The sequence below is a fragment of the Desulfobaculum senezii genome, assembly GCF_054657395.1.
The window spans coordinates 727,850-741,008 of record NZ_BAAHYU010000003.1 but is presented as its reverse complement, the minus strand read 5'-3'; the positions used below and the strand labels follow the sequence as shown (position 1 = coordinate 741,008).

Genomic DNA, 13,159 nt, shown 5'->3' with positions numbered 1-13,159 from the left:
TCCTCTACGCTCCTATGATCTTGCCGGGGTTCAGGATACCCTTCGGGTCCACGGCCGCCTTGATCTTCTTGGCGTAGTCGATGGTCGCCTTGGAGGTCTCCTTCTCCAGCCATTTGGCCTTCGCAAGACCAATGCCATGTTCGCCGGACAGCGTGCCCTTGAGGGACAGTGCCACGTCGAAGATTTCGTCAACAGCAGCTTCCACACGCTCGAACTCGGCCTTGTCGCGGCGGTCGCACAGGATGGTCGGGTGCAGGTTGCCGTCGCCAGCATGGCCGAAGGTGCCAATCATCACGTCGTGCTTCTTGGCAATCTCGTTGATGGAGCGGATCATGTTTGGGATCTGGGAGCGCGGCACAGTGGCGTCTTCCAGAACGGTGGTCGGTCTGGCGCGGGCAAGCGCGGGCAGAGCCGCGCGGCGGGCTTCCCAAATGTTATGGCGCTCGGCAGCGTCCTTGGCGGCCTTCACGTCGATGGCGCCGCACTTCTTGGCGATTTCGATAACCTTTTCGGCTTCGTCGGCAACCTGTGCGGGGTGGCCGTCAACCTCGATGAGGAGGATGGCGTCTGCCTCGGTGGGCAGGCCAACCTTGGTGAAGGCTTCCACCAGCTCGATGGTCTTCTTGTCCATCAGCTCAAGGGTGCAGGGCACGATCTTGTTGGCGATGATGGCTGCAACCGTCTCGGAGGCTTTGTCGATGGAATCGAACACGGCCATCATGGCCTTGTTGTCCTGCGGCGGTGCCACGAGCTTGAGGATAATCTCGTTGATGACGCCGAGGCTGCCCTCGCCCGCCACCTGCAGTGCGGAAAGATTGAATCCGGTCACACACTTGACCGTACGGGAGCCGGTTTTCACCAGTCCACCGTTTACGTCAAAGAAATCGACGCCCATGACATAGTCTTTGGTGACGCCGTACTTGAGGCCACGCAGGCCACCTGCGTTCTCGGCCACGTTGCCAGCCAGAGTGGAGACGTTCTGAGAACCCGGGTCCGGAGGATAGAACAGACCGCGCTTGGCAACCTCGTTCGCGAACTGCGCCGTGACAACGCCGGGCTGGACCACTGCGTACAGGTCTTCCTCGTTAATCTCAAGAATCTTGTTCATGGCATTGGTGAGAATCACCACGCCATTGCGGCCCGGAATGGTTCCGCCGGAGAGATTGGTGCCAGCGCCGCGAGGCGTAATAGGCATGCCGTTCTCGTTGCAGAGCGCCACAACCTTGCCAAGTTGTTCACTATTGGTCGGGCGAACAACCAGTTCGGGGATTACAGGATCAAGAACGGCAGAGTCGTACGAGTACGCCTGCTTGTCAGGCTCGGCGTCCATTACGTTCTCTTTGCCGACTACGGCTTGAAATTCCTTTATCAGGGCATCATTCATCGTACTCTCCTGAACTCTGGGCTGACGTTACGAGATGGACCGGGGGCGGAAAGCCCGCCCCCGGCATCTCGACATACACACGTTGTATTGGTTTCGGGCCACTTTCGCGGCGAGAAACCCTTCAATTCTTCGCCGCTTAGAAGAGGTGCGGGAAGAAGACGAAGCTCATCAGGCTGGCAACAATGCCAACGACCAGACCGTACAGCAGGAAGGGCCAAACGGTCTTCTTGAGGATCTGACCTTCCATGCCGGACAGGCCAACCACGGCGCACACAGCCACAATGTTGTGGATGCACACCATGTTGCCCATGCCGCCACCAACGGCCTGAGCGGCCACGATGATCTGGCGGGGCAGGTCAAGCGTGGTGGCAACGCCCCACTGGAACTCAGCAAACAGCAGGTCGGAAACCGTGTTGGAGCCAGTGATGAAGGAGCCAAGACCACCAACGAAGGAGGCAAACATCGGCCAAGCATTGCCAACCATGGCGGCAACCATCTTCGCCATTGCCAGCGGCATGGAGGGGTAGCCGTTGGGGTTGAACAGCTCGTTGCCAACACCGGAACCGCGGAAGATGGACACCAGCGCCACAGCAAAGAACAGCGCAATGGCGGGGTTCTTCATCTTTGCGATGGACTCGGTCCATGCCCGCTTCACTCCATCACCGTTCATGCCATGGATGAAGATGGTCAGGATGGCAACAAGGATAAAGGGAATGGTGCCGGGCAGGTACAGGTACGCGATGGCACCGTTAACGCCCTCGTATCCAAGGATGTTGGTGAAGGAAATCTTCTGGGCAGCGAGGAAGCCCTTCAGGCCAAGCTCGGGGATACGGGTGATGACAAGGATGAGGCCGATAAGCACGTAGGGGACCCAAGCGCGGAACTGGGTCATGTGCGGGCGGAACTCAGCCTTTTCGTCAGGGGCGATTGAACCAGTCCATTCGGCCTCCCACTTGCTGTGAGGACCAAAGTCCCACGTGTCCTCAGGCACGCAGAAGCCACGCTTGGCACCAAAAATCAGAATGCCGAGACCGATCAGGCCGCCAATCATGGACGGGAATTCGGGTCCGACAAACCATGCGAAAATCATGTACGGCACGGTGAAGGACACCGCCGCAAACATGCAGAACTTCCATGCCTTAAAACCGTCAGACCAGCAGCGGTTGGGGCCGAACACACGGGTGATGAAGCCCAGCGTGAACACAGGAAGGATAAAGATCATGGGCAGGTGCAGCAGCGTAGCCCACTTGCCAACCAGCATGTTGAACGACTCCATGCTGGTAAAGTTCACACCCGCAAGACCGGAAACGGCAGCAGCTTCCACAAGGTCCTTCAGGAACTTCAGGCCGAGGACGACAGGCGTACCAACAGCACCGAAGGTCACGGGGAAGGAGTTGTACACCAAACAGATAACGGCGGCAGCCAGCGGCGGAAAGCCGAGGCTCAGCAGCAGCGGTGCAGCCAGCGCAGCGGGAGTGCCGAAGCCAGCAGCACCCTCAATGAACGCCGCGAACATGTAGCCAATGATGATGGCCTGCACGCGTCTGTCGCGAGAAATATTCTGGAAGCCGTACTGAATGGTTTCCATACCACCACTGTACTGCAACGTGTACAGAATGAGGATTGCGCCAAAGACAATGATCAAAATGCCAATGGCAGTTACAAAGCCCTGAAGAGTCAGAGCGGCCACGTACCCGGTAGGCAGCTGCCACGCCAAAATAGCGCCCAGTGCGGTAACAAGCCACGCCAGAGGCATAGCTTTGGTTGCAGGCCAACGAAGGCCCACCATAAGCACCAGTGCGAGCGCTATGGGAAGAACGGCGACAAGGGCCAAAACTCCTATGGACATAGAAGGCTCCTTGGAAAGCGAGTTAGAGGTTGAACGATAATCCACACCCTCTTCAACAAATAGCGTGCCAAAACTGCGTTCATCTCATTTTAGCAATGATTTCAGCTTGTTACCGAAATTCACCCTTTGTGATCCCGCGCACAAAAATCAACACACTGTCTGAAAAAAAGGACTCACAAAAACACCGATCATCCCTAGGACGCTTCACTTTCCGCAATCCATCTAATCAGCTCAAATAGTTTACTCTTTTTCACAAAGCGCCTCAGACAGCATCCCAGTTACGCAGTATACTACACGGGTTTGTGCCATTTCTAAAGGGTGTCCGGCAATTCAGACGGTCCCTCAAAATCTGAAAAATCGGACGACAGTCCCCTTCTGGTGAAATTTCATATTTCCCGCATGATTCCTTGGTTTACGGGTTGACGTTCACTTTTGCGGGACACTTTTTCCCGCAAAAGTGAACAAAATGGCTCTTTTTGAAGGTCCACGGCAGTGGACAAAACCCCGCCATGTACGAATATCCGAACGAACGCGACGCAAAAATTTTGCGCTGAGGTGCACTTTTTTTGGCCGAAAGGCCACAATCAGGGAGGAAGAGGGCCACCGGCGACTTGATCTCTACGGCTCTTCGTCCCTTCAGGCCGAACGACCTAGGAGCTCAAGAGAGCAGAGCTGCTCAAAGAAAAGAGGTGAATTGCAATTCCCTAGGATTTTTTTGGACGGAAGCCGCCCGAACAAGAGGGCTGGGCGGGCGGATTCTTCTGCCTTTCGTCTTTCGAACAGCCAGACAGGGATTCTCACCGGTCTTCACTGAGCCCAACGCCCCCAAAAATTCTTCCCCATCTCCACGGACGAGAGCCACACAGGGGTGACGACCGCCCCCGATACCGGCACCCGGCCTGTGCGCACATGGGATTCTCAAGGGCCCACGGCCCTTGAGCCTGCGGAGCAACTGCCTTCCCGCCTTCTCCCCTCGCCCCACCCCCCCCTCATCACAGCCCGCCCCATTCCTCCCGCATCAACGCCTCTAAGCGCTGGACACAAAAAAAGAGGGGCGCGGCTGATGCCGCGCCCCTCTTAGAGAGCGTCGTATGACGATGGCTTACGAGAGCTTATTTGCCCTTGCGGCCGTCGTCGCATGCTTCGCCGGATTCGGGGCGGGCATGCTCGGGGGTTGCGGCGGTGGCGCACTGTTCGCCAGCTTCGCCACCCTTCAGCTCAACGTCGTCAGGGCTGACGACCTTGGGGCCTTCGAGCGCTGCGAGAGACTTGTAGTACTCGAAGCGGTGCATGTACTGCTGCTCGATGGCTGCGCGGAGCTTCTTGGACTCCTCGGGGAAGGTACGTTCCAGCAGGCCGTAGCGGTTTTCGCCGCCCATGAACTCCTGGATGGATCCGTCGGGGTCCTTGGACTCGAAGATGAAGGGGTTCTTGCCTTCTTCTGCGAGCTCGGGGTTGTAGCGGTACAGGGGCCAGTAACCGGACTTGACGGCCAGTTCCTGCTCGTACTGGGAGCGGCCCATGCCCTTACGGATGCCCTGGTTGATGCAGGGGGCGTAGCAGATGATCAGGGAAGGACCGGGGTAAGCTTCTGCTTCCTTGATGGCCTTCATCATCTGCTGCTTGTTGGCGCCCATGGCCACGGAGGCCACGTAGACGTAACCGTAGGTCATAGCCATCTGGCCGAGGTCCTTCTTGCCGGTCTTCTTACCGGAGGCAGCGAACTTGGCGATGGAGCCGAGGGGCGTTGCCTTGGAGGACTGGCCACCGGTGTTGGAGTACACCTCGGTGTCCATGACGAACACGTTGACGTCTTCGCCGGAAGCGAGGATGTGGTCCACGCCGCCGAAGCCGATGTCGTAGGCCCAGCCGTCGCCACCGAAGACCCAGAAGGACTTCTTGGTGAAGAGGTCTTCCATGGAGAAGATCTCGTCGAGGAGCGCGGTGGGAGCCACTTCGCACAGCTGGCCGCGGAGCTGATCGCCGTACTTCTTGGAGAGGTCGGCGTCGTCCTTGTTGTCCAGCCAGTTCTGCATGGTTTCTTTCAGCTCGGCCGGGATGTCGGAAGCGATGGCTTCCTGCACGAGGTCGGCGAGCTTGTTGCGGCGTTGGATGACACCCATGGACATGCCGTAACCGAATTCGGCGGCGTCCTCGAACAGGGAGTTACCCCAGGTCGGGCCGTGGCCGTTGCGGTTGGTGCAGTAGGGGGTGGTGGGTGCGGAAGCGCCCCAGATGGAGGAGCAACCGGTGGCGTTGGCGATGACCATGCGCTCACCGAAGAGCTGGGTCAGCACCTTCACGTAGGGGGTCTCACCACAGCCAGCACAGGCGCCGGAGAACTCGATGAGCGGCTGGAAGAACTGGGAGTTCTTCACGTTGTCGCGCTTGGCGAGCAGGTCGCTCTTGTCGCTGATGTTGGCGGAGGCGAAGTCGAGGTTCTCCACCTGAGCGTCGAGTTGGGTGTGCAGGGGCTTCATGACGAGAGCCTTGTCCTTGGCGGGGCAGATGTCTGCGCAGTTGCCGCAGCCGAGGCAGTCCTGAGCGAAAACCTGCATGCGGTACTTCATGCCCTTCATTTCCTTGGGGGCCTTCACGTCGATGGTTGCGAAGGTCTCGGGGGCGCCGTCCAGCTCATTCTCATTGGCCACGAAGGGACGAATGGCGGCGTGGGGGCACACGAAGGAGCACTGGTTGCACTGGATGCAGTTTTCGGGGATCCACTCGGGCACGTTGATGGCAACGCCGCGCTTTTCAAAGGCAGCGGTGCCAACAGGAGCCAGACCGTCAGCCTCGAAGGCGGACACGGGCAGATCGTCGCCCTTCTGGGCGAGGATGGGACGAACCACGTCGGTGATGTACTCGGGCTCGGCCTTGCCGCCGCGGCAGCAGTCATCGGCAGCAGTCAGCCAGGACTCGGGCACCTTGACCTCGACGATAGCGTCGGCGGCCTTGTCCACAGCCTGGTGGTTCATGTTGACGATCTTTTCGCCCTTCTTGCCGTAGGCCTTGACGATAGCGTCCTTGAGGAGCTTCACGGCCTGATCGAAGGGAATGACGTTGGCGAGCTTGAAGAACGCGGTCTGCATGACCATGTTGATACGGCCGCCAAGGCCCACTTCGCCAGCGATCTTCACGGCGTCGATGGTGTAGAACTTGAGCTTCTTCTCAGCGATTTCGCGGCGGAGGGAAGCGGGGATTTCTTTTTCCATCTGCTCAACAGACCAGGGGCAGTTCAGCACGAACACGCCTTCGTCCTTGATGCCGTCCAGCAGGTCGTACTGGTGCACGTAGGCCGGGTTGTGACAGGCCACGTAGTCGGCATGGTTGATGAGGTAGGTGGACTGGATGGGCTTTTCACCGAAGCGCAGGTGAGAGATGGTGATACCGCCGGACTTCTTGGAGTCGTAGGCGAAGTATCCCTGTGCGAACATGTCGGTGTTGTCGCCGATGATTTTGATGGCGCTCTTGTTGGCGCCAACGGTGCCGTCGGCACCCAGGCCCCAGAACTTGCACTGCACGGTGCCTTCGGGGGTGGTGTCGACCACGTCGGACACTTCGAGGGAAGTGTGGGTGACGTCGTCGTTGATGCCCACGTTGAACTTGGTCTTGGGCTGGTTCACCTTCATGTTGTCGAAGATGGCCTTGACCATGCCGGGGGTGAACTCCTTGGAGCCCAGGCCGTAGCGGCCGGCAACGATGGTGGGCATTTCGCCGCGTTCCATGAAAGCGGTGCAGACGTCCTGGTAGAGCGGATCGCCCAGTGCGCCGGGTTCCTTGGTGCGGTCGAGCACGGTGATGGAGGTGGCGGTAGCCGGCACCACGGACAGCAGAGCGTCGGTGGACCAGGGGCGGAACAGGCGCACCTTCACGAGGCCAACGCGCTCGCCCTTGGCGACGAGGTGGTTGATGACCTCTTCAATGGCTTCACAGCCGGAGCCCATGGCGATGATGACGCGCTCAGCTTCCTCGTGGCCGACGTAGTCGAACAGGCGGTAGCGGCGGCCGGTGATGGACTCGACCTTCTTCATGTTCTCCAGAACGATGGAGGGCAGCTCGTTGTAGAACGAGTTACATGCCTCGCGACCCTGGTAGTAGATATCGGGGTTCTGGGCGGTGCCGCGAATCTCGGGGTGTTCCGGATTGGCTCCGCGCTGGCGGAACTCTTCGATGGCTTCCCAGTTAACGATCTTCTTGATGTCCTCGTAGTCGATGACTTCGATCTTCTGAATCTCATGAGAGGTACGGAAGCCGTCAAAGAAGTGCATGAACGGAACGTTGCTGTCGATGGCGGACAGGTGCGCGACCAGAGCGAGGTCCATGGCTTCCTGCACGGATGCGGAGGCCAGCATGGCGAAGCCAGTCTGGCGGCAGGCCATGACGTCCTGATGATCGCCAAAGATGGACAGAGCGTGCGCGGCAAGAGCGCGTGCGGAGACGTGGAACACGCCGGGCAGCAGCTCGCCGGAGATCTTGTACATGTTGGGGATCATCAGCAGCAGACCCTGAGACGCGGTGAACGTAGAGGTCAGCGCGCCGGCAGCCAAGGAACCGTGAACGGCACCAGCGGCGCCCGCCTCGGACTGCATCTGCTTGACGTTCACAATCTGGCCGAAGATGTTCTTGCGGCCCTGTGCTGCCATTTCATCAGCCACCTCGCCCATTGTGGACGACGGGGTGATGGGATAGATGGCGGAACAGTCGGACAGCGCATATGCGATATGCGCAGTGGCTGTATTGCCATCCATGGTCTTCATGTGTTTAGGCATAAATCCTCTCCTTAAGATTCATGAAACGGTTTCCGATGCATCGGCACGGAACCCGCGGACATGTGGGAAAAGCGCCACAAAGCCAACAAGAACCGTGCCAGAACCTTACCATTTCTTTTTCCCTGCAAAACCGGGAAATTGGCGATAAACCGTACGAACCCACCGGCCACTTCCGCGGCCGGAAAGTCTGTTTTTTCGGACGAAATGCCCACGCACCTGTTTATTCGCTCAACCAGTGGCATACAGCCACTACCATCTTCTTCCTTCCATTTCGAGTATAAGTTGTCCACAAAAAATCCGCCGAAGCGCTGAAATCAACGGGTGGACGGCATCCGCCCCCCGGGACCGGCCCGCGGTCTGTTTTTTCGGACAAAGTGTCAGCTGTCTGAAAAAAAGGACAGCCGAAACATCATTTTGAGGAGATGCCCATCTTCTTCAGCAGCGCGTAATAATGCGAGCGAGAAAGACCGGAAATCTCAAGAATTGTAGACAGTTCGCCGTCATAGCGCTGGAGAAGATACTCCAGATAATGCTTTTCCATGCGGGACTTGAAGTCCTTGAGGCTGGGCACCTCGCCGTCAAACTGCGCCTCCAGCCACGAGGCGGCGTCCTGCGCCGGGCCACCGGCAGGCGGCATGCCGGGCGCGCTGGATGCGGGCTGGTCGTCCTTGCCGCCCTCCAGCGTGGCCTTGGCAACCTTGATGCGCACGTCCTGCGGCAGATGCATGGCGTACAGCGTCTTCTCCTGCCCGGAGGCCACAAAGGCGCGCTCCAGCACGTTGAACAGCTCGCGGACGTTGCCGGGCCAGCCATAGGCTCCAAGCACATCAAAAAAGTCCGACCCAAAGCCCTTGACGGGCAGCTTGTAGTCCTCGCACAGCTTGTTGATGTGATGAATGGCCAGCGGGCGGATGTCCTCGGCGCGGCTGCGCAGGGGCGGCAGTTCAATGGTGATGGTCTTGAGGCGGAACAGCAGGTCCTCGCGGAAGTCGCTGTCCCGGACCATGGACTCAAGGTCCTTGTTGGTGGCCGCAATGAGGCGGAAGTCGCTCTTTTCCTCCTGCGTAGACCCCACGGGCCTAAAGCGCTTTTCCTGCAAAACGCGCAGGAAGGACTTCTGGAGGGAAAGGGGCATCTCGCCGACTTCGTCGAGGAACAGGGTGCCGCCGTCGGCCATTTTGACCAGACCGGTACGGTCCTTATCCGCGCCGGTGAACGCGCCCTTGCGGTGGCCGAAGAGCGTACTCTCCACCAGCGTTTCGGTGAGGGAGGCGCAGTCCACCACCACAAAACGCCCGTCGCGGCGGGGACCGTTTTCGTGGATGGTGCGGGCTGTGAGTTCCTTACCCGTGCCGGTCTCGCCGGTGATAAGGGTGGACGAGGCCGAGCGCGCGGCCTGCGCCATCTGGTCAAAGACGGTGTGCATGCCGGGGCCATGGCCCACCACATTTTCAAGGTTCAGGGCAATGACCGGAGCTTCGGCGCGCTTTTCCTCACGGTATTTGAGGGCGCGCTGCACGCTGAGCATGGTCTGCTTGATGGGCGTTGGCTTGACCAAATAGTCCCACACGCCGCCCTGAATAGCCAATTCCGCCCCATCCGGGTCACCCTGCCCGGTGAGGATAATGACTTCCGGCGAACCGGGGATGGATTTGATTTCGGGAAGCGCATCCAGTCCGTTGCCGTCGGGCAGACGGACGTCGAGGAAGACCACGTCGAAGTCGCGCTCGCGCATGGCCCGCAGGCCATCAGCCAGCGTGCCCGCGGTTTCGCAGTGCAGGAGCATACGCCCCAGCAGGCTCTCCATGGTCCCGCGGACCTCGGGGTCGTCGTCCACAACGAGGATGTTCCCGAATATGTTCTCGTCATTGAGCATTGGTCTGCAAGATTTCCCTTATGGCTTCGGACAGGGTGTTTCTGTCGTAGGGTTTAAGCACAACCTTCACGATGTTCGGCATGGCCTGCGCCGCCTGCACCGCCCGCTCGCGTCCGGAGACCATGAGCACGGGCATGTCGGGCGACACCTCGGCAAGACTGCGGGCCAATTCCACACCGTTTTGCCCCGGCATGTCATAGTCCGTGATGACGAGGTCAAACGGCGTGTCGTCGTGGGCGATGCGGTCCAGCCCGGCTGCCGCGTCGTGCACGGGCACCACACGGTATCCCAGCATTTCCAAAACGCGGGGGATGGTGGCCAGCTGGTCCGGGTCGTCTTCGACGAAGAGGATGCGTCCCTGTCCGGGAGTTGCGGATACCACGCTCCCGGCACTCTCGCCAGTCTCTTTTGCCACGCGTGGCAATCTGACGACGAAAGCGGTCCGCATTCCCGGCGCGCTGGTCACTTCCACACTGCCCTTGTGCACCTTGATGATGCCCAGCACCACGGCGAGACCAAGGCCGGTTCCCTCGGCCTTGCCCTTGGTGGTAAAGAACGGATCAAAAATCTTGTCCACAATCTCAGGCGGAATGCCGGGCCCATTGTCCGCCACGGTCAGCACCGCATAACTGCCCGGCGGCAGGTTGCGCAGCTCGGAGGTGGAGACGTCGATTTCCTCGGTCTCCAGCGTAATCTCCAGCCGCCCGCCCGTGGGCCGCAGCGCGTGGAAGGCGTTGGTGCACAGGTTCATCACCACCTGATGAATCTGCGTCGGGTCCGCAAGGCAGGTGCCCATTTCATTGCCTATCTGCGTGGTGACCTTGATATTGCGCGGCAGAGAGGCCTTGAGCAGGCCCACGGCGTCGCGCACCACGTCCTCAATCTTGACATATTGGAAGCCCTCCTGCGAGGGGCGCGAGAAGGTCAGAATTTTTTTGACCAATCCACTGCCGCGCTGCGCGGCCTTGAGCACGCGCTCCAAATCCTGCCCCGCCGGGGTCTGGGTGTCCACATCCAGCTGGGCCAGCTCCGTGGAGTTGATGATGGATGTCAGGATATTGTTGAAATCATGGGCAATGCCGCCCGCCAGCGTGCCGATGGCTTCCATCTTTTGCGACTGGAGCAGCTGCTTTTCAAGGTTGGCTTCCTTGGTGACGTCCTCACCCGTGGTCAGGGTGCCCATGACATTGCCCTTCTCGTCGAGCAGGGGCACCTTGTTCACTTCCAGCACGCAGGTCTGGCCCTTGGCGTTGATGACCGTGCGGCGCTGGCGGCGGATGGGGCGCTCCGTCTCCATGACCTGCCTGTCCAGCGGCTCATCCCATTGCAGATAGTCATTGAGCACCGGGATGGCGGATTCCTTGCGCCCAATAATCTTGCTGGGCGAGGCAAGGCCAAAGAAATCCGCAAAGTAGCGGTTTGCGCCAAGGTAAATCTGCTTGCGGCCCTTCCACGTCACCAGCATGGGGATGGTGTCCATGAGGATTTCCTGAAAGGACAGCTGCTTTTCCATCTCCATCTCCGCCATGCGGCGGCGGGCGATATTGCGCACAAGAAACAGCGTCGTCACCATCAGCAGGAAGAAACTGACCATGATGGTCCAAAACAGCCCGCGGTCCACCTCGTAAAACGCCTTCGGCGCGTTGACGATGATGCTGTCCACGGGCAATTCGCTCTCATCAATGCCCATCTTCTGCAGCTGGTTGTAGTCGAATTCGAAACGGCTGGGGGTGGAATGCACCACGGGGATATCCCCAGCCCGCTCACCGCCCAGCACGCGAAGGGCGAGTTCTGCGGCCTTGCGCCCATGCTCCTGCCCGGAAAGCAGCTTTCCGCCAACAATCCCATGCCCTAGGAGAAACTCCCAACTGGAGTAGATGGGCGACGACGTATTCCGAGACGCAATCTCCAATAGCTCCGCCGCGGAATAAAAGCGCCCCTTGATGGACTGATAGAAGGGGATGAAGAAGAAAAACGTGTCGTCCGAGGCCTCGCGCACCTGCTTGCGCAGTTCGTCGGTGTCGAATCCGGACCAGTACTCAACGTCCAGCCGGTCCTTGAAGCGGGGGGTGGCGTCCAGCAGCTGGTTTCGGATGGCCACACCGGTAACGGATTCATCACCGATAATGACAAGGCGCTTCTTTTCAGGGTGGAACTTCAGGGCGATGCCGAGGGTATCGGCCACGTCAAAGTTTTCCACCACGCCCGTCATGTCGCGCCCGGAGATCACCTCGGGCGAAAAGTCGTTGATGCCGCAGAATACTGCCGGAACGCCGGGAAACAGCTCCGCCCCGCGCTCAAGATAGAAATTGAATGCGTTATTGTCGGACAGGACAATGACGTCAAAGTGCATGCCCCGGAATTTGCGCTTGTACAAATCGCCAAGCAGGGACGACAGGAAGCCGAGTTCGTACTTCTTGTAGTCCATGTACTCCACCTGCAACTCCACCTCGCTGTGGCCCTGCAAGCCTTCGCGCAGTCCCTCGAATATATCGTCGGACCACGAATACCCGTCATGGTAGGAGTTCAGGTACAGGATATTCCCCCGCACCGGAGCCGCGCCCGCGTCACCGCCAAACGGCAGCACACACACAAGCGCGCAGAGCACAGGCAGCACCAGCCGCAAAATACGCCTCTTCATCCCAAACCTCAGATGCTGATTTCATGTATTGCCATCGCAATATAATTGCGCTTACAACGATATGGCCGTTTACGAAAAGTGTTGGCCCGCCGTGGTTTTTTGCAATGGCAGTGCCACAGTGCACCCCCCATGCCCACACGCGTCAGCTTCAGCATGCCCGCTTTTGCGCGCAAACGGAAGGCCAAGACACACACCGGGGACGGCAACGGGTCTATGGCGCGCTGCTGTGCGAAGCCGCGTCGCAGACGGCTCCGCGGCCCCCGCATTGGACGTGCGGAAGACGCGCTCCTGCGCACCAGTCCAGCCAGCCTTTCCCATGGGAAATACCTATCAATTCCCAGCCTAATAGGGAGACACCCCTATTTTCTTGGCAATGGCATTGACATAACGTAAACGGTGTTTGTAATAGGTCGTTCCTTTTTTGCGCGCTATCTCGGGGGGGGAAGGTGCGCGGGACACACCCCTTGCTTTTATTAATTTGGAAATATTTCCTTGTGGCCATGTCGGCCACATCCTGTTCACGACCACCCAATCGCAGGGGCGCGCCGCTGGCCGCTTGCTGAGACGGAGGGGGAATTGGCGACTCGTAATGACTCTAGCTCTACGGAGCGCCTGCTGAGGACGATCCGGGGGGACGCCT

At 59.2% G+C, this 13,159-nt stretch carries 5 protein-coding genes; all 5 read right to left on the bottom strand.

What is annotated here, in order from left to right; all coding sequences use genetic code 11:
• Positions 1 to 4: 4 nt before the first annotated feature.
• The gene (locus ACYQ2T_RS12325) at positions 5 to 1,384 is read right to left on the bottom strand and encodes an FAD-binding oxidoreductase (protein ID WP_459900925.1); all 1,380 of its coding nucleotides are present in this window, start codon (positions 1,382 to 1,384) and stop codon (positions 5 to 7) included.
• A gap of 136 nt (positions 1,385 to 1,520) precedes the next feature.
• The gene (locus ACYQ2T_RS12320; RefSeq protein ID WP_459900923.1) at positions 1,521 to 3,233 is read right to left on the bottom strand and encodes an L-lactate permease; all 1,713 of its coding nucleotides are present in this window, start codon (positions 3,231 to 3,233) and stop codon (positions 1,521 to 1,523) included.
• A gap of 1,112 nt (positions 3,234 to 4,345) precedes the next feature.
• Positions 4,346 to 8,002, bottom strand: coding sequence for a pyruvate:ferredoxin (flavodoxin) oxidoreductase (gene nifJ / locus ACYQ2T_RS12315; protein ID WP_459900921.1), 3,657 nt, complete (start codon positions 8,000 to 8,002; stop codon positions 4,346 to 4,348).
• A 409-nt stretch (positions 8,003 to 8,411) separates the two neighbouring features.
• Positions 8,412 to 9,878, bottom strand: coding sequence for a sigma-54-dependent transcriptional regulator (locus tag ACYQ2T_RS12310; RefSeq protein WP_459900920.1), 1,467 nt, complete (start codon positions 9,876 to 9,878; stop codon positions 8,412 to 8,414).
• Positions 9,868 to 12,519, bottom strand: coding sequence for an ATP-binding protein (locus ACYQ2T_RS12305; protein WP_459900919.1), 2,652 nt, complete (start codon positions 12,517 to 12,519; stop codon positions 9,868 to 9,870). Before ACYQ2T_RS12305 ends, ACYQ2T_RS12310 begins: the two co-directional genes overlap by 11 nt.
• Positions 12,520 to 13,159 lie beyond the last annotated feature (640 nt).